Source organism: uncultured Fibrobacter sp. (genome assembly GCF_947166265.1).
Classification (GTDB): Bacteria; Fibrobacterota; Fibrobacteria; order Fibrobacterales; family Fibrobacteraceae; genus Fibrobacter.
This window is the reverse complement of record NZ_CAMVDO010000012.1, coordinates 29,079-46,508: the sequence shown is the minus strand read 5'-3', so window position 1 is coordinate 46,508 and position 17,430 is coordinate 29,079. Positions and strand designations below refer to the sequence as shown.

Genomic DNA, 17,430 nt, shown 5'->3' with positions numbered 1-17,430 from the left:
TTATTTCAATCACACGTACTTTGAGAGAGTCACGACATCTTCGCCGCTCCACGTGTAAAGCGCAAGCAACGGTTCGTCTTTTGTTTGCATGGAATGTACGTGGTTTGACGGGTGCAGAATAAATTCACCCGGATTGCGGACTTTTGAAACGCCGTCTAAAGTCCACTCGGCATGGCCCGAAAGCACCACGTAAAGCTCCGTGGCAGGGTGATAATGCGCCGGGTAAAACGTATTCTTGCCAAGGAGCGTAAACCCGTAGCAAAAATGATCGTCATGAAACGGCGCTTCGGGGCCGAGAATTTCGCCCCAGCCCATTTGATTTCCCAAATCAGGCATATCGGGGCGCGGCTCGTAATTATATTTCCACGGCAAAAAAGGGAGTGCAGGCTTTAGCGCATTCAGTACACGCTCCGTTTCGGGGCTACCAAATTGAATCGCCTCTTCAATCCAGCGAATCAGCGGAGAATCGCTTTTTTCGAAAGTCCCACTCGGGGCAGGGATTTCACGCGCTACAAACTTGGCCGCTTCTTGACCGATATCGTCGTCAATTTGGGCGCGTTCATTCAGAAAGCGTTTCGATTCTTCAATTAAATGGGCGATAAAATCTTGCATCAAAATACACTCGTTTTACTTCAAGCTTGATTTCAGTACGGCAACCGTATGGCCGATCACTTCGCCCTTTAGGAATGCTTCGTAAGCTTCTTTAGCGGTAAGTTTCGAAGATTCCAGCGACTTCTCGATTTCGAAAGCGTTCTTGCCGGATTCCTTCACCGAAATGTTGGCGAATGCTTTTTGCAAGTCGCTTGCGCGGTAGAATCGGAACGGCCCGAGCCCCGCCTTTTCTTGAGCGGCGTAGCCCGAAATCACGTCTTCGGGTTCCGCCTGCACCTTCCAGGAATAAGTAAAGATTTCAGAAGAAAGGCCAGCCAATTCGCCGAGCTTGATAAATGCACTGAGCGGTACGCGGCCACCGAGTGTCGAATAGACGGCACCCTTGTCGGCCAAGTAATCGCGGGCCTGCTTGAGCGCTAAGTAATGCAAATCCAGCATCTGTTCATGCACAAATTCCGGAATCACTTCGACGCGCTTTTCCAGGTAATGGCCGCTGTTTCGTTTGTCTTCAATCTTGGTGTTATCTGTTAGCGGAACATTGGGCAGGTTCTCGTAAATCACGTCGTAACGGCGCTTGCCATTTTCAAGAGGTTGCAGAAGATCGCCCGCACCAAATTCAAGTTTCACTGAATCTGCATCCTTCAAATTCTTCTTGATGTTCTCGGCGGCGGCATCTACTACGCTTTTCTGCAAGTCGGTAAAGCCTACGCGCTTGGCCCCCAAGAGTTCTATACCCGTCAGGACATCGATGCCGGAACCCGTACCGATTGAAGCGAACGCTTCCACATCGTGCCGCAGGTTCTCGCGGATCAGCTTGAATGCAGGTGCCGCGATGTAAGCCACCCAATCGCTAGTAATATCTTCGGTCTTTGGCAAATAGGCGTGATCCGTTACAGCCACGGAAAGATAATCTTGAACATGTTTCGGAGCTTCTTCTAAAGCCAGATACTTTTTAACGTCGACTAAAATACTCATTTATAGGTTGCCTCACTTTTTTTTGAGTGCAAATATAGATGTGGACTATAGCCGCGTCCAATACAAAATTTCTAGCGCTTGCTATCAATTTTTTGTATAAGTAAAAAGTCCGTTTTTTCTTGACAAAGTTTATGCATTTATGTAGATTTATGCATATAAATTCAAACCACGTTTTTTCAGCGCTTGGGAATGCTCAAAAATGCGACGTTCTTTTCGGTGCTGTTAACAAAAGGAGCCTTACACAATGGCACATTATCTCTTTACTTCTGAATCGGTGTCAAAGGGACACCCCGACAAAGTTTGCGACCAGATCTCGGATGCAATTCTCGACGCCTGCCTCGCCCAGGACCCGAACAGCCGTGTGGCTTGCGAAACGCTCGCCAACACTGGCCTCGTCGTGATTTCCGGTGAAATTTCTACGAAAGCCGTTATCGATTACCAACAAATTGCACGCAAGACAATCAAGAGTATTGGCTATGTGAACCCGGAACTTGCTTTTGATTATAAGGGCTGCTCCGTGCTCGTTGCAGTGGACAAGCAGTCTCCCGATATTGCTCAGGGTGTTGACGCCAAGGCCGCCGAAGGCAAAGAAGATGACAAGCAGGGCGCAGGAGATCAGGGCATGATGTTCGGTTTCGCAGTAAATGAAACCAAGGAACTGATGCCGCTTCCGATTAGCCTTGCTCACAAGCTCATGGAAGAAATCCAGAACCTCCGCGAATCCGGCAAAGTCAAGTGGCTCCGCCCCGATGCAAAATCTCAGGTGACTGTCGAATACGACGAAAACGACAAGCCCGTACGCGTCGATACCGTGGTGGTCAGCACCCAGCACGATGAATTCGTGAACGGCAAGGAACTCAAGCATTCTACCATCGAAAAGGAAATCATCGAAAAGCTTATCAAGAAGGTGATTCCCGCAAAGCTTTTGGACAAGAAGACTCGCTTCCTCATCAATCCGACGGGTAAATTCGTGATTGGTGGCCCGCACGGTGACTGCGGCCTGACGGGTCGTAAGATTATTGTGGATACCTACGGCGGCATGGGCCGTCACGGTGGTGGTGCATTCAGCGGAAAGGACCCCTCCAAGGTGGACCGCAGCGCCGCTTACGCCGCACGCTATGTGGCTAAGAATATCGTTGCCGCAGGCCTTGCAGACCGTTGCGAAGTGCAGCTCGCTTACGCCATCGGTTATTCCAAGCCGGTGTCTGTGCTGGTGAATACGTTCAAGACCGGCAAGATTGATGATCGCAAGATTGAAGAAATCGTGAAGAAGACCTTCGACCTTTCTCCGGCCGGCATCGTGAAGATGCTCGACTTGAAGAAGCCCGGTTACCAGGCTACCGCAGCGCTTGGCCATTTCGGCCGCACCGGCGCCCGCTTCACCTGGGAAAAGACGGACAAGGCTGCTGCTTTAAAAAAGCTCGCAAAGGTCTAAGCGAACTCTCTCTAGTAAAAAGATTAAGGCTCGTCATTGACGAGCCTTTTTTTGTACACAGAATAAAAATGCCCTAGATTCTTCGACTTCGGCGTTTCACGCCTTCGCTCAGAATGACACCTTGGCATCGCTTCGGCCCTTCGACATGGTTCGGCAGGCTCACCAACCGAGCTCAGGGACCTTAGCAAAAAAACACCCCCGGCAACATGTGTTGCCGGGGGGTACCTGCGCGGAGAGTAGTGCACAGGAATTTAGGAGTACAAATTATTACTTATGCCAGTCGACTTCGCGATAGATTTTTTCGGTGAATTCGTCGGCGTTCAGCTGCAGGTATCCGACCTTATGCAGCAGGTCTGCAAAGTAGTGCAAGTCGGCTTTCAGGTTGCGGCCACTCTTGATTTTCTGCTCAGGAGACTGGTATTCGTAAGACTTGATGAGTGCGGTTGCGAATTCCTTGTCTTCGATGGCGGAGTGCTTGCCTGCCTGCATGAGTTCCACGGTTTCTTCCGGGTGTTCGCTGATCCAGGTGTGAGCCTGTTCGAGAGCGCGGAGGAGAGCCTTGATCTTTTCCGGTTCCTTTTCCAGAAGGATGCCCGAAACATAATAGAAGCAGCAATAGCGGCCTGCAAAAACAGGGTCAGTCGCCAAATCCATCAGTACGTCGGCGCGGCCGTCAACAGCGGCAAGGCTTCCCAGCGGGTCCCAAAGCGAAACCGCTTCGACCTGCCCGCGTTCCAAGGCCTCGAGCGCCAAGTTGCCATCGGCGTAGGGCAAGAACTGCACATCGTTTATGGCAGAGACTCCGTTTGCTTCAAGCCAAAGTGTTGCGGCCTGGTGCGGAGTAGCACCAATAGCATTCACTGCTATCTTTTTGCCCTTCAAATCTAGCGCAGAGCGAATCGGCGAGCCCTTCTTAACAAGCAGATGAATGCATCCGACGTGGAATCCTTCGACCACCTTGATGTTCACACCATTTTCGACGGACTGGAAAAAGGCGAAGTCGGAGTTTGTAATCGGATAGGTTCCGTTGTTGAGCCCGATTTTGCGGGTTTCCGCATTTGCCGACACGAATTTCACATCGACACCTTCTTTGGCGAAGAAGCCTTTTTCTTTAGCGACAAAGAACGGCGCAATGCAAAGGGTTCCATCGGAAACGGGGATTTCGACAGTACCGTATTTAAAAGCAGATTCATTGGTAGCGGCAGCCTTTTCGTTTTTTTCTTCTTCGCAAGCGGTGAGTGCAAAACCTAAAGTGAAAGTGGCTGCGAACGATAGTAATGTTTGGATGAATTTCATTTAAAATCTCCTATGATTAATGTTTTGTTGTACTTGCTTTAATCGCCTGCTCAAAATCGGCGATAATGTCGCGCGGATCCTCGATACCGACGGACACGCGAATCATGTCGTCAGGAATTCCTGCAGCAAGCCTATCCTTCGGCGAAAGCTGGGAATGAGTACTTGTTGCCGGGTGCAGCACGCTTGTGCGAGCATCGCCCACATGCACCACCAAGGCAGCAACTTTCAAAGCCTTCACGAACGAGCGAATGGCAGCCTTGCCTCCCTTGAGGCCAAAGGTCAGCACGCCGCTTCCGCCCTGGTAATCGAAATACTTACGAATGCGCTTGTTATTCGGGCTAGATTTGAGCGCCGGATAGTTGACCCAGTTTACTGCCGGGTGCTTGGAGAGGTATTCCGCCAAGGCCAAAGCGTTAGAACTGTGCTGCGGCATGCGCAAATGGAGCGTTTCAAGGCCCAAGTTCAAAAGGAACGCGTTGAACGGGCTCTGAGCAGCACCGAAATCGCGCAAAAATTGGGCGCGGGCTTTGACAATGTAGGCAGCGCGGCCGAATTTTTCAGTGTAAGAAGTATTCGCGTACTGTGCATCGGGATTGACAAGATCCGGGAACTTTCCATTATTCCAGTTGTAATTGCCTCCATCAATCACGACACCGCCCAAGGCGATGGCGTGGCCGTCAATGTATTTGGTTGCAGAATGAATGACGACATTCGCCCCATGCTTCAAGGGCTTCACCAAGAACGGCGTTGCAAGCGTGTTATCCACAAGGAACGGCACGTCGAATTCCTTGGCAAGCTTCGAGAACTTTTCAAAATCCAGAACGCCAAGCGCCGGGTTTCCAATCGTTTCGCCAAAGACCAATTTTGTATTCGGGCGGAATGCCTTGCGAAGTTCTGCAATAGGGGCTTCCGGGTCAATAAAAGTCGTTTCAACGCCGAGCTTAGAAAGTCGAACATCAAGCAGCGTGTAGGTTCCGCCATACACCGCCTTAGAGGCTACGATATGATCGCCTGCCTTGACCAAATTCGAAATAGCGAGCAATACGGCCGACTGTCCCGAAGCCGTTGCGACAGCGCCCACGCCGCCTTCCAACTCGGTAATTTTTGCTTCAAAAGCCGCTACCGTCGGGTTGCCCGTACGCGTATACTTATTGCCCGACTGCTTGAGGGCGAAAAGACGTTCTACCTCGTCAACGTCTTCGTACTTGTAAGTGGTTGACTGGAAAATCGGCAATACGCGAGGTTCGCCCACTTTCGGCTTCCAGCCCGCCTGCAAGCACTTGGTGCCGAAATTCCAATTTGCCGGATTCGTAACATCCGCTGAGATTTTACTTGACTTTTTCGATGTTTTAATTGACATGTGAATCACTCTCCTTATAAATTTCAATGCGAAAAATAGAAAGGGACTTACAGTTTTTCTAATACTTTGTTTTTATGCGGAATTATCAAAAATTTTTATAACGAAAATGCCCCCGACCGAGTCGAGGGCAACATCACTTAATATTGATTTATTTATAATCCGCCGTAATCAGATTCACCGTTCGGCAAGAGTCTCCCCTTGTGCATGGTGTAAATGCGGTCGCCATACTTGAAGCCGCGAGGATCATGGGTAGCCACAAGTACCGACGTTCCCGACTGCGCAAGTTCCGCCAAAAGGTCAAAGACAATCTTGGCATTGGTTTCGTCAAGGTTGCTGGTCGGTTCGTCAGCAATCACGATATCGGGATTATTAACAAGAGCGCGCACAATCGAGGCTCGCTTGAGTTCGCCACCCGAAAGTTCCGCCGGCATTTCATTCACCAAATGGGCAATGCCGAGAGTTTCGAGTTTTGAATGAATATCAATATCGACCAATTCCGAAATATCCCTCACCTCAACCTTATTGCCCTCGCGAATCGCCCGCGGCAAGAAGATATTTTCAAGCACGGTAAATTGCGGCAAGAAAACGGATTCTTGTGGAATGTAGCCGATTTTATCGTTACGAATCGCGGAAAGTTCGGCATCTGTCAAACTTGCAAAATCAACACCATTAAAAATGATAGATCCCTGCGAGGGGCGATTAATTCCCGAAAGGAGCGATAAAAGCGTACTCTTTCCGCTTCCCGATTCGCCATAGATTACCGAGAAATCGCCGGACCAGGCAAAAAATTCAACATCTTCGACGGCATTGAATTCTTCGCCGCGGCGGGTATAAGTTTTATATAAATTAGAGACGTTTAAAATCAATGTTCTACCTCCCTCAAAGCAGCGTAGGCATCAATCTTGCTCACCTTATTTGCCACGCCGAAAACCGCCACCGGCCCCACCGAATGCAAAAGCAAAACCACCACAGCGTAAACAGCGGCGATTTCGGCATTTCCAGGAACAATAAAGGGCACGTTCACATGTTCGCCAATCCAAATTTTAAAAGTGAAAAACGCCACGCTCGAAAGCAGCAAGCCAATGTACGTTCCTACCGCCGAAACCAGCAGCGATTCGCCCAGCACAAGAGTCCTCAAGCGCTTGCGGGCATAACCCACAATTCGCAAAAGCGCATATTCACGCCTGCGTTCGCGAGTCGAAAGTGAAAACGAAATCACAATCGCGGCAACCGCAATCACCAAGAAAAGGGCCACGATTGACCACACCACAATCTGCAAGAAGTTCGCCGACTTTTCAAGACCCGAGAACAAATCCTTGCGGGTGCGAATTTGTACGCCGTCAAAGCGGGTATGAATTTCTCGAGAAAGGCGCTCGATATCGGCCCCTGCGCGCAATTTAATTAAAACGCTGGAGTAAATCGGCGAATCCGAACCTTCGGATTTGACATCCTGATGCAAGAAAATCACGCCCTTGGCCTTAGCCGCCTCGCGGATATCGGCAAGTGTCGCCACATCTACAAAAACGGCCTGGTCCAACTTGTTGCCGACCGGTTCAAGGGTGGCAGCCACAGGGTATTCATGGTCAAAGAACTTGACGGTCTTTTTCTCGCCCACGCTAATGTCGCCGCCCACCACGATAGCACCCTTAGGGAGTTTATCCGTAAGGACCTCGTGAATCCAAGGCTGAATCACAAAATCAGAAGCCGGCTCGAAACCGATAATCATGACCTTCTGATCGCAGCAGCTAGAACTCAACGTGGTCAAAAAATACTGCGGCGTCGCAATTTCTACGCCGTCAAGGCCACGAATATATTCCAGCGAGCCCTGCGGCAAATAGGCATACTTGGAATCTCCCTGCAAAAGTACAGTCTGGTCGTTGATTTCGCTCCCCTGGGGAATCACGATGACGTCGGCACCCAAGCGAGACGAAAGGCGATTCAGGCCCTTTGAAAGCGAAAACGACAAAAGCCCGCCCACCAAAAGCACCGAGGCGAGCAAAGCAATCAAAAGTGAAAGCCCAAAACTACGGAAAGGGTTTCGCAAGTAATTTTCAATAATCAAATTCAAATCAGTCTTGTTCATTTCGCCTCCTCAGTTTCAAGTAAATCAAATTCAGCGCCGCAAAAAGCGCAATAAGCACACCAAACACAGCAAGCACCGGAGCCGTTATCACGTGACATGCCATTTGAGCGTGCTGGCATGTTCCAACAATTACCGTTGGCACAAGCGAAACAAAAACACCCACCACAAGCGTTACTGCAGAAAGAATGAGATGTGCTTTCTTTTTAAGGAGCCCCGCAGCAACGACGGCATTTGCAAGCAAAGCAAGTCCTAAAAAAGCATCTACCGTCGTCGAAATTTCACAACTCATGGTTCCGCCACCAATCGGATGGCAAACAGGCAAAATCAACTTGGTAAGCACAATCAGCAAAACGCCGAAAATAAGATTAGCAACAACAAATACTTTGTACTGTTTCATAGTACACTCCTGTTTTAAATTATTTCGATATTCAGTTATTTTGCGATAGCTTCGAAAGCCTGCGTCAAGTCGGCAATCAAGTCGTTCACGTCTTCGAGCCCAATCGACAAGCGAATGGTTTCGGCATGAATGTCGGCCAACTTTTGCGCAGCAGGCGGAAGCTCGATATGCGTCGTGGTCGAGGGATTGATAATCAGTGACTTTGCATCGCCAATATTTGCCTGGAAGCTAAATACCTGAACCGCTTCAAGGAAATTGATAATGGTCTTGCGGTCATTTGCCTTGAGGCCAAAGCTAAGAATTGCGCCAGCACCCTTCGGGAAATACTTGGCGGCGAGAGCCTTGTACTTGCTGTTCTTGGCATGCGGATGATTGACCCAGGCCACTTCTTCGCGACCTTCCAAGAATTCCACGATTTTCTCGGCAGACTTGACCGATTTTGAAAGACGTTCCGAAAGGGTTTCGATTCCAAGAAGCACCAAGTAGGAGTTGAACGGAGCGATGGCGCCGCCGAGGTAATTCAGGTGAATGGCACGAATGCGGCCCGTAAAGGGCGTGTCCGGGAATACATCGTAAAAACTACGGGGAACGCCCTGTTGCGACACCAAGAAATGCGGCTGCCCGTCAAACTGCGGGAACTTTCCATTCTTCCAATTAAACTTGTTCGTCTCGACAATGGCACCCGCAATCACGTTTCCATGACCCGTGAGTCCCTTGGTGGCCGAATAAACGACTACATCGGCCCCGAAATCAAACGGATTCAACAAGTAGGGGGTTGCCACCGTGTTGTCGACAATCAGCGGAATCCCATGCTTGTGCGCAATATTGGCTATCGCTTCGATATCGAGAATGGTTGCGTTCGGGTTCGTTATGGATTCTATATAAATAACCTTCGTGTCTTCCTTGATTAGCTTTTCAAAGTTGGTCGGATCGTCAGGGTTTTCCACAATATCATACTTGACGCCCGTCTCTCCGAAGATTTGTTCGAAACTATCGAAAGATCCGCCGTAAGAACGAGCTGTTGCAAGGATTCTGCCTTTGCCTGCTGTGACGTTCAAAAGCGAATACGTAACCGCTGCCATGCCCGAAGAAAGCGTGACAGCACCGGTTGCTCCCGGGTGGAGTGCCGTAAGGCGCGCGTCAAGTACATCCGTTGTCGGATTAGAAAGTCGTGTATACAGCGCATCGGCGCTGTCAAAATAGAACAAGTCGTCGCTCCGCTTTACCGTGTCGAGCGTAAACGCTGTTGTCTGGTAAATGGGTACCGAAACGGCGTGGTTGTGTTCAGCAGGGTTATAGCCTGCATGCAACTTAAGCGTATCAAAAGAAAATTGGTTTGACATTATACTCTCCTTAATTTTTCGAGAGCAAATATAGAAGCGGTTTTTGATAGCGTCCAATACTTAATTTTTAGCGTTTGTTATCACTTTTTTTTATAACTCACCGGATATAAGGGATAACACAATCGGGATTTATCAACATTTTCTCATTCATGACAAGACATATCTAAATCGCCATCCTATATTTGACGCACTGTTACTTATGACAAACATCAATCTTTGCGAAAAAACAACGAAGCAGATCATTTTAGCCGCCCAGAAAGCCTACCCACAAGAGTGTTGTGGAATTCTGATTGGCAAAATAGACGGGGCCATTACTGTTAGCGACATTCGCGAAGCGACCAATCAGGCGACAGGGGAACAAATCCAGCGACATTTCGAAATCGACCCCTTGTTCCTTTATCAAGTGGAACGCGAAATCGAAGGCAGCGATTTGGAAATTGTCGGTTTTTACCATTCGCACCCCGATTGCAAAGCAATCCTTTCGGAACAGGATCGACGCCATATGATTCCTGGCCTCGTTTACGTCATTCTTTCGGTAACCAAAGATGGTGTAGCAGATATCCAATATTTTCAGAATTAGCCTTACGCTATAGATAATTTTAATAATTCTGCATAAAATTATTGTATTGGACATACAAATTATGCAGTTCTATATTTCGTCCTGCCCAAAGGCTCCCTCGGGGGGGGGGGATTTTTTTGCGCAATACGCACTTTTAACGTACGGAGAGTAAAGTGAAAATATACATATCTGCAACACTTAGAAAGTTTCTTGGGGGAACACCCCAAGTTGAAATTCCTGCAAGCTGTATCAGAAAGGCTTTCGCCATTCTCTTGGATATGCATCCCGAAGCACAAAATGTGTTTTACGACGAAAACAAAAAACTCAGGGATTTCATACAAGTTTATATCAACGGCAAAAAGCTGGTAATCGACACCCTTTGGGATGCAGAACTACCCGCCGACACCGAGATTCTGCTATTACCAGCCATCGCCGGTGGCGCACCAATAGAAGAGTCCAAAAACCATGCTGTCGAAAGCCTTATTTCGGATGAACGCCGCAAAAGCGTATCTTTCGACGACAGCGAAGTGGAACGATTCGGCAAGCACTTGATGCTTAAAGAAATTGGCGTGAAAGGGCAAAAGCGCATCAAGGCATCCAAAGTCCTTGTCGCGGGTGCAGGCGCGCTCGGTTCTGCGGTAATCCAGTACCTTGCCGCGGCAGGAGTCGGAACCATTAAAGTCGTCGATTTTAACGATGTATCGCTGGAAAACTTGCAAAGTCAGGTACTTTATGGTTCTCGCGATCTCAAGCGTCCAAAAGTTGCCTCTGCCAGAGACAAGGTAAAAAACATCAACAAGAACATTGAATTTATTGCCGAAAAAGAGCAACTTAATGCGTCGAACATTCTTGAACAGATTGATGGTTACGATTTGGTGGTCGACTGCTCCGACAACTACAAGACCCGCTACTTGATTAATGACGCCTGTGCGCTGCACGGTATTCCTGTCGTGTTCGGAGCGATTTATCAGTTCGAAGGTCAGGTGGGTATTTTCAATCTGGACGGTGGCCCGTGCTACCGATGCCAATACCCGTCGCCCCCGCCGGCAGGGCTCATTCCCTCCTGTTCCGAAGGCGGCGCCATTAGCCCGCTTCCGGGCATTGTGGGAAGCATCCAGGCAAACGAAGCGCTTAAATTGATTCTAGGCATCGGCGAACATTTGAATGGGAAACTGTTGCATATTGACAGCCTTTATTTGACATCAAGAATTCTAAAGGTAGATCGCAGCAGAGACTGTCCCATTTGCGGAAACAGACACACCATTACCGATATCGAAGAAATCGATTACGATGAACTTTGCGGGCTCAAGACCGAAAATGAAATCCCGGTGGAGGGCTTTACGCCCGAAGAACTCGCAAGGAAGATTGAAAACAGCGACCCGATGACAATTATCGATGTTCGCGAGCCCCACGAGCGGGCGGTTCTGCGTTTCCCGAATGCCATTGTGATTCCCATCGGTCAGCTTGCCCGCAGGCAAAAGGAACTAGATCCGAATAAGGACACCATCGTCATCTGCAAGCAAGGCAAGCGCAGCGTTCTTGCCATCAACACTTTGCGCGAAGCAGGTTACACCGGTCCTCTTTACAATTTGAAAGGCGGTATCGACGCCATTAAAGACATCATGTTCTCGCATGAAGGAGCATGGCTGTAATAAGTTTTTTTTTATTTGTTTTCCTATAAAATCTATAGGTAAAATCACAACAAGAACAACTTGCCACATACAACAAGAGAGGTACTCAAAATGGCAAATGAAACTACTGATAAAAAAGTCGGCATCAATGCACTTGGTGCAAAGGCCGCCTATAACCTTGCTAACGTCACTAAGACCAAGCCACAATACGGTGCCCTCACTCCGAAGTGGCTGACCAAGTTCCTTGAATTCAAGGGCCTGGAAACTGGCCTGTTCCGCGTGAACAAGGTCGTAGAAGGCGAAACCCCGCTCGATGTTCTTTGCAGCCAGACCAAGAAAACCGACATTATTCCGGAAGGCTACGTTGAATACGAAACCGAACCGCGCGAATACAAGTTGAGCTCCATCTCCACGATTATCAACGTGAACACGGCGATTGAAGATGTTTACAGCTCTCCATATGACCAGGTTCAGGAACAGCTCGGTCTCGCTATCGAATCGCTCCGCGAACGTCAGGAAAGCCAGCTCATTAACAACGACGATTACGGTCTGTTGAAGAACATCGCCGATTCCCAGCGCATTCAGCCGCGTCGCGATGACGGCCGCCCGACTCCGGACGATCTCGACGAACTCATTTCGAAGGTTTGGAAGGAACCGTCTTTCTTCCTCGCCCACCCGCGTGCCATTGCCGCATTCGAACGCGAATGTACCCGCCGCGGTGTGCCGCCCGTTGTCATTGACATTGCCGGCGGCAAGTTCCTCACCTGGCGCGGTATTCCTCTGGTCCCGACCGACAAGCTCCTTGTAGACGGCCTCAAGAATCCGAAGTCCCAGGGCGGCAAGACCAACATCCTGCTCGTGCGTACTGGCGAAGCCAAGCGCGGCGTGATTGGACTTTTCCAGGCAGGTCTTAAGAATGAACATTCTCGCGGTCTCTCCGTGCGTTTCCGCGGCATCGACAACAAGGGCGTCGCTTCTTACCTGCTTTCCCTGTACTGCTCTGCGGCTATTCTTGCCGACGACGCTATTGCAGTCCTTGAAGATGTAGAGGTTGGCGAATACTATGACTACGAATAATCCAGATACCAGATCGCTGGAAGAACTCGCCGGAGTTCCCAATGCGGCTGAACTGGAGCAATTGGCAAATGAGTACTTTCCCGACCTGACGGACAGTGCTTATGCTGCAACTCCCGCGGCACCCGAAGTGCAGAACGCTTCTGCAGCTCAGGGAGTGAGTGCCGCCCAAGGGGCAGCAGCCATTAGCCAGACTCCTGCATTCGACTGGGAACATCCGTTTGCGACCTATGGCGACCAGCCGACCTCTTCGGCACCGTTTGCCTACGGCGGCAATTCCACCGATACCTGGCTCAATTCCGTGGAAGCCCCTGCGGTTCCCGAAGCGGAATTTGTGTCGCAGTTCGGCGATGTTCCGGCGGCTCCCGCACCGGCACAGGGTTACTCCCCGAAGGTCGTGTCCAAGACGCAGGCTGCACAGAACGCTCGTCCGATAGACGCTCCGACATCTCTCGGCGGCGATTCCGTGAACAAGGCCGGCAACGCAAATAGCGGCTCCAATTCCCGCAACGAATCGATCCGCATCGGTTCCAAGACGCTTGCACAGATTCGCGCCGACTTCCCGATTCTTTCGAAGCAAGTCAACGGCCATCCGCTTGTCTGGCTCGATAACGGTGCTACGACGCAACGCCCGCAAGTGGTGATTGATCGCCTCAAGTACTACTACGAAAACGAGAACTCCAACGTGCACCGTGGTGCCCATACGCTCGCGGCCGTATCGACGGATGCCTACGAAAACGCCCGTAACATCGTGCGCGACTTTATCGGGGCTCCGTCTTCGCAGGAAATCGTATTCGTGCGCGGTACCACCGAGGCAATCAACCTAGTTGCGAATGCTTACGTGAAGCCGACCCTCCAGCCGGGCGATGAAATCATCGTCTCTATCCTGGAACATCACGCCAACATCGTGCCATGGCAGCTCATTGCCGAAGAAACAGGCGCAATCATCAAGGTGATCCCCTGCGATTCCACCGGCCAGCTCAAGCTGCACGATTACGAGGCGCTATTCACGAAGCGCACCAAGTTCGTTTCTGTGACGCATGTTTCGAACGTGCTCGGAACCGTGACCCCGATTGAAGAACTCATCGCCATTGCCCACAGGCACGGCGTGAGAATCCTCATTGACGGCGCACAGTCTATCGCGCACATTCCGGTGAATGTTTCCGCCCTCGACGCAGACTTCTTCGTGTTCTCCGGACACAAGGTGTTTGCCCCGACCGGTATCGGTGTCGTTTACGGCAAGAAGGAATTGCTCGAAGCGGCTCGCCCGTACCACGGCGGCGGCAACATGATTGCCGACGTGACCTTCGAACGCACCATCTACAACGGAATCCCGAACAAGTTCGAGGCAGGAACCGGAAGCATCGCCGACGCTGTTGGCTTGGGTGCCGCTCTCCAGTACCTCTCCGAAATCGGGATGCCCTGCGTATTCCGCTGGGAACATGAACTGTTGCAGTATGGCCTCAAGGAACTGAAGACCGTCAAGGGTCTGCACCTTGTAGGTACGGCACTCAACAAGGCTTCTGCTCTCGCCTTCAAACTCGACGGTTATTCCGACGAAGAAGTGGGCAAGAGGCTCGACGCCTACGGTGTTGCCGTGCGTACAGGTCACCACTGCGCACAGCCGGTGCTCAGGCATTTCGGTTACGAAACAACCGTTCGCCCGACGCTTGCGCTGTACAACTCTCCGGACGACATCGACGCACTCGTGAGGGCGCTGAAGACGTTCGCGTAGGTTAGACGAAAGAACGGCGCTTCGCACCTACAGACGAGAGACTAGAGATGTTTAAACAAATCTTTTCTCTCGTCTTTCGTCTCTCGTCTTTCGTCTAAAATTATCCCTTACATCACACACACTTATGCACGAACTTATCCAAGAATCTGAAGTAGCAAAAGCCGTACAAACTATTTTCGACGATTACAACGGCAATAAGCATATTGACAATATCGATATTTATAATCGACCCGACCAGGCCGAGATCCAGTCAATTTTACAGAACTTGATCAGGGTGGTTTATCCCGGGCATTTCAGGGACCGCACACATAAGATATACAATCCAAAAAACAGTTTCGCGGTCATTATCGAAGATACATTCTACCACCTTCACAAGCAGGTAGCGATCGCTTTGGATTATTGCAAACTGCGTGGCACAATGACATCGGAAGAACGCAAGATTGAAAGCTACCGTATTTGCAAGGAATTCTTCGCGAATATTCCGCAGGTCCGCGAATTTCTGGAAACCGATTTGCACGCCGCTTACGACGGTGACCCTGCTGCCGGCTGCCTTGACGAAATCATTCTTGCTTACCCTGGCCTTATGGCGACAACGATTTACCGTATTGCTCATGAACTTTATCTTTTACATGTGCCTGTGCTTCCTCGTCTTATGACCGAATATGCTCATTCCAAAACGGGCATCGACATTCACCCTGGTGCAACCATTGGCAAGTATTTCTTTATCGATCACGGCACGGGCATTGTGATTGGCGAAACCGCCGTTATCGGCAAAAACGTGAAAATTTATCAGGGCGTAACCTTGGGCGCACTTTCGACAAGAGGTGGCCAAAAGCTTTCCGGTAAAAAACGCCACCCCACCATTCAAGACAATGTCACTATTTACGCAGGGGCATCCATTCTCGGCGGAGACACTATCGTGGGCGAAAATGCAGTCATTGGCGGCAATGCATTTATCACAAGCTCCGTAGGTGCAAACACCCGCGTAAGCATGAAAAATCTTGAAATGGATTATGTGTCTACCGACAAAACGCACAAAACTGAAGAACTCAAGCAAAGCGACGTGTGGTACTATATTATTTAATTCAGAATTAGGAGTTCGGATTTCGGTATTCGGATTGAAACTACTATAGGAAAAACTGATAATTCTGCATAAAAAGATAGTATTGGACAGGGGCAAAAAGCCGTTCTATATTTGGGCAAGAATTAAACAATAATGTACGGAGAAACAAACAATGGCAGATTTTAAAATTGACGATACCATCGACATTACCGATGTCGTGTGCCCGACCACTTTCGTGAAGGCGAAGGTCGCCCTGGAAGAACTTGACGAAGGCCAGATTCTTTCTGTCCGCTTGAATGATGGCGAGCCGGTGCAAAATGTGCCGCGCAGCATCAAGGAAGAAGGTCACGAAATTCTCAAACTCGACGACAACCAAGATGGAACCTACACGCTCATCGTAAAGAAAGTCGGCGAATAACCAAGGAGTTAAAATGTTTATTACCGTTGCTGGAAACAAGAAAGAATATAAAGAAGGCCTTACTGTCGCAGAATTGATTGAAGCCGAAAAGGTAGACAATCCGCTCTATGTTACTGTTTCTGTAAACGAGGAATTTATCGAAAATGGAGCATTCAATAAAGCGGTGCTCAAGGACGGCGATAACGTAGAATTCCTCTACTTTATGGGAGGCGGCTGCTAATGGCTTTTACCAACGAACAGCTTGAACGCTACTCGCGCCACATTATCCTAAAAGAGGTGGGAGCCAAGGGCCAGAAAAAGCTCTTGAACGCGAAGGTTCTCGTGATTGGTGCGGGAGGCCTTGGCGCTCCTGTCGCCATGTACCTTGCCGCCGCAGGTGTGGGCACCATCGGCATTGTAGATGCCGATGTGGTTGACCTTTCGAATTTGCAGCGCCAGATAATACACGCCACGCAGGATGTGGGTAAACCCAAGGTACAATCCGCGAAGGAAACCATGGAAGCGATGAACCCTGACGTGAAGGTGATTACTTACCATACCTTCGTCACGAGCGACAACATCCTCGACCTCATCAAGGATTACGATTTCATCATCGACGGGACCGACAATTTCCCGGCGAAGTTCCTCATCAATGACGCCTGCGTCATGGCAAAGAAACCATTCTCCCATGCGGGAATCATCCGCTTCCAGGGCCAGCTGATGACATACGTTCCGGGCCAGGGACCTTGCTACCGCTGCGTATTCAAGGAACCCCCTCCGAAAGATGCGGTGCCGACTTGTAAGCAGGCGGGCGTCATTGGCGCGATGGGAGGCGTGATTGGTAGCCTTCAGGCAATGGAAGCCGTCAAGTACATTTTGGGCGTGGGCAACTTGCTTACAGGTTACTTGCTCACCTACAATGCGCTCACCATGGAATTCCGCAAGGTAAAACTCCCGAGCCATACCGAAGACTGCGCCGTTTGCGGCACGCACCCGACCATCACCAAGCTCATTGACTACGAACAGGCTGTTTGCGATCTCAAACACTAGGCGGTACGCATGATTTCCATTTCAAAGGACAACTACGAAAAAATCCTGGCGCATGCGGAAAAGAACTTGCCGGAAGAAGCCTGCGGTCTGGTTGCGGGTGAAGTGACTGCCGAAGGAAAGGTGATTCGCGAAGTGTATCTGCTTACAAACATCGACCATTCCAACGAGCATTTTTCGCTTGACCCCAAGGAACACTTGGCCGCCATCAAGGATATTCGCGCCAAGGGGCTGAAACCGCTGGGCAACTGGCATTCTCATCCGGAATCGCCGTCACGCCCGTCGCAAGAAGACAAGCGCCTGGCTTACGATTCATCGGCAAGCTACTTAATTCTTTCGCTCATGGACCGCGAAAATCCGGTATTGAATTCCTTCCATATCGAAGGCGACAACGCCACGAACGAAGGCCTTGTTATTGAATAA

The 17,430-nt window shown here is 49.9% G+C and carries 18 protein-coding genes; 10 read left to right on the top strand and 8 right to left on the bottom strand.

What is annotated here, in order from left to right; genetic code table 11:
• Nucleotides 1-9 precede the first annotated feature (9 nt).
• Nucleotides 10-612, bottom strand: a complete 603-nt coding sequence (locus tag Q0W37_RS07895; RefSeq protein WP_297700494.1) for a dimethylsulfonioproprionate lyase family protein — start codon at nt 610-612, stop codon at nt 10-12.
• A gap of 15 nt (nt 613-627) precedes the next feature.
• Nucleotides 628-1,587 (bottom strand): 50S ribosomal protein L11 methyltransferase, encoded by a 960-nt coding sequence (locus tag Q0W37_RS07890; protein ID WP_297700407.1) that lies wholly within the window; start codon nt 1,585-1,587, stop codon nt 628-630.
• 244 nt (nt 1,588-1,831) lie between these two features.
• Between Q0W37_RS07890 and metK the strand changes: the two genes are divergently transcribed.
• Nucleotides 1,832-3,022 (top strand): methionine adenosyltransferase, encoded by a 1,191-nt coding sequence (gene metK, locus Q0W37_RS07885; protein WP_297700405.1) that lies wholly within the window; start codon nt 1,832-1,834, stop codon nt 3,020-3,022.
• 267 nt (nt 3,023-3,289) lie between these two features.
• Here the strand turns inward: metK and Q0W37_RS07880 are convergent, their stop codons facing one another.
• The 6 genes from Q0W37_RS07880 to Q0W37_RS07855 all read right to left on the bottom strand — a co-directional run bounded on the left by Q0W37_RS07880 (nt 3,290) and on the right by Q0W37_RS07855 (nt 9,501).
• Nucleotides 3,290-4,318: an ABC transporter substrate-binding protein gene (locus Q0W37_RS07880; protein ID WP_297700403.1), complete on the bottom strand. Its 1,029-nt coding sequence runs from the start codon at nt 4,316-4,318 to the stop codon at nt 3,290-3,292.
• A 16-nt stretch (nt 4,319-4,334) separates the two neighbouring features.
• The gene (locus tag Q0W37_RS07875) at nt 4,335-5,678 is read right to left on the bottom strand and encodes an O-acetylhomoserine aminocarboxypropyltransferase/cysteine synthase family protein (RefSeq protein WP_283428690.1); all 1,344 of its coding nucleotides are present in this window, start codon (nt 5,676-5,678) and stop codon (nt 4,335-4,337) included.
• A gap of 152 nt (nt 5,679-5,830) precedes the next feature.
• The gene (locus Q0W37_RS07870; RefSeq protein ID WP_088658273.1) at nt 5,831-6,544 is read right to left on the bottom strand and encodes an ABC transporter ATP-binding protein; all 714 of its coding nucleotides are present in this window, start codon (nt 6,542-6,544) and stop codon (nt 5,831-5,833) included.
• Nucleotides 6,541-7,761, bottom strand: coding sequence for an ABC transporter permease (locus tag Q0W37_RS07865; RefSeq protein WP_297700401.1), 1,221 nt, complete (start codon nt 7,759-7,761; stop codon nt 6,541-6,543). The genes Q0W37_RS07870 and Q0W37_RS07865 overlap by 4 nt, the downstream gene beginning before the upstream one ends.
• Nucleotides 7,748-8,158: a DUF4418 family protein gene (locus Q0W37_RS07860; protein ID WP_297700399.1), complete on the bottom strand. Its 411-nt coding sequence runs from the start codon at nt 8,156-8,158 to the stop codon at nt 7,748-7,750. The genes Q0W37_RS07865 and Q0W37_RS07860 overlap by 14 nt, the downstream gene beginning before the upstream one ends.
• 35 nt (nt 8,159-8,193) lie before the next feature.
• Nucleotides 8,194-9,501, bottom strand: coding sequence for an aminotransferase class V-fold PLP-dependent enzyme (locus Q0W37_RS07855; protein WP_297700397.1), 1,308 nt, complete (start codon nt 9,499-9,501; stop codon nt 8,194-8,196).
• A gap of 199 nt (nt 9,502-9,700) precedes the next feature.
• Here Q0W37_RS07855 and Q0W37_RS07850 point away from each other — a divergent pair, with 199 nt between their 5' ends.
• The 9 genes from Q0W37_RS07850 to Q0W37_RS07810 all read left to right on the top strand — a co-directional run bounded on the left by Q0W37_RS07850 (nt 9,701) and on the right by Q0W37_RS07810 (nt 17,430).
• A complete protein-coding gene (locus tag Q0W37_RS07850; RefSeq protein WP_297700394.1) occupies nt 9,701-10,081 on the top strand; it encodes a M67 family metallopeptidase in 381 nt (126 codons plus the stop codon).
• Nucleotides 10,082-10,233: 152 nt separating this feature from the next.
• Nucleotides 10,234-11,712, top strand: coding sequence for a ThiF family adenylyltransferase (locus Q0W37_RS07845; RefSeq protein ID WP_297700392.1), 1,479 nt, complete (start codon nt 10,234-10,236; stop codon nt 11,710-11,712).
• Between the two features lie 90 nt (nt 11,713-11,802).
• On the top strand, nt 11,803-12,768 hold the full coding sequence (locus Q0W37_RS07840) for a family 2A encapsulin nanocompartment shell protein (RefSeq protein WP_173556593.1): 966 nt from the start codon (nt 11,803-11,805) through the stop codon (nt 12,766-12,768).
• Complete coding sequence (locus Q0W37_RS07835) at nt 12,755-14,500, top strand: SufS family cysteine desulfurase (RefSeq protein WP_297700390.1); 1,746 nt, start codon at nt 12,755-12,757, stop codon at nt 14,498-14,500. The genes Q0W37_RS07840 and Q0W37_RS07835 overlap by 14 nt, the downstream gene beginning before the upstream one ends.
• A 124-nt stretch (nt 14,501-14,624) precedes the next feature.
• A complete protein-coding gene (gene epsC / locus Q0W37_RS07830; protein WP_297700388.1) occupies nt 14,625-15,584 on the top strand; it encodes a serine O-acetyltransferase EpsC in 960 nt (319 codons plus the stop codon).
• 151 nt (nt 15,585-15,735) lie between these two features.
• Nucleotides 15,736-15,981 carry a sulfurtransferase TusA family protein gene (locus tag Q0W37_RS07825; RefSeq protein ID WP_297700386.1) on the top strand — a complete coding sequence of 82 codons (246 nt, stop codon included), beginning with the start codon at nt 15,736-15,738 and terminating at the stop codon, nt 15,979-15,981.
• Between the two features lie 13 nt (nt 15,982-15,994).
• Nucleotides 15,995-16,201 (top strand): sulfur carrier protein ThiS, encoded by a 207-nt coding sequence (gene thiS, locus Q0W37_RS07820; RefSeq protein WP_173556490.1) that lies wholly within the window; start codon nt 15,995-15,997, stop codon nt 16,199-16,201.
• Nucleotides 16,201-17,010 carry a molybdopterin-synthase adenylyltransferase MoeB gene (locus Q0W37_RS07815; RefSeq protein ID WP_297700384.1) on the top strand — a complete coding sequence of 270 codons (810 nt, stop codon included), beginning with the start codon at nt 16,201-16,203 and terminating at the stop codon, nt 17,008-17,010. The genes thiS and Q0W37_RS07815 overlap by 1 nt, the downstream gene beginning before the upstream one ends.
• 9 nt (nt 17,011-17,019) lie before the next feature.
• The gene (locus tag Q0W37_RS07810) at nt 17,020-17,430 is read left to right on the top strand and encodes a M67 family metallopeptidase (RefSeq protein ID WP_297700382.1); all 411 of its coding nucleotides are present in this window, start codon (nt 17,020-17,022) and stop codon (nt 17,428-17,430) included.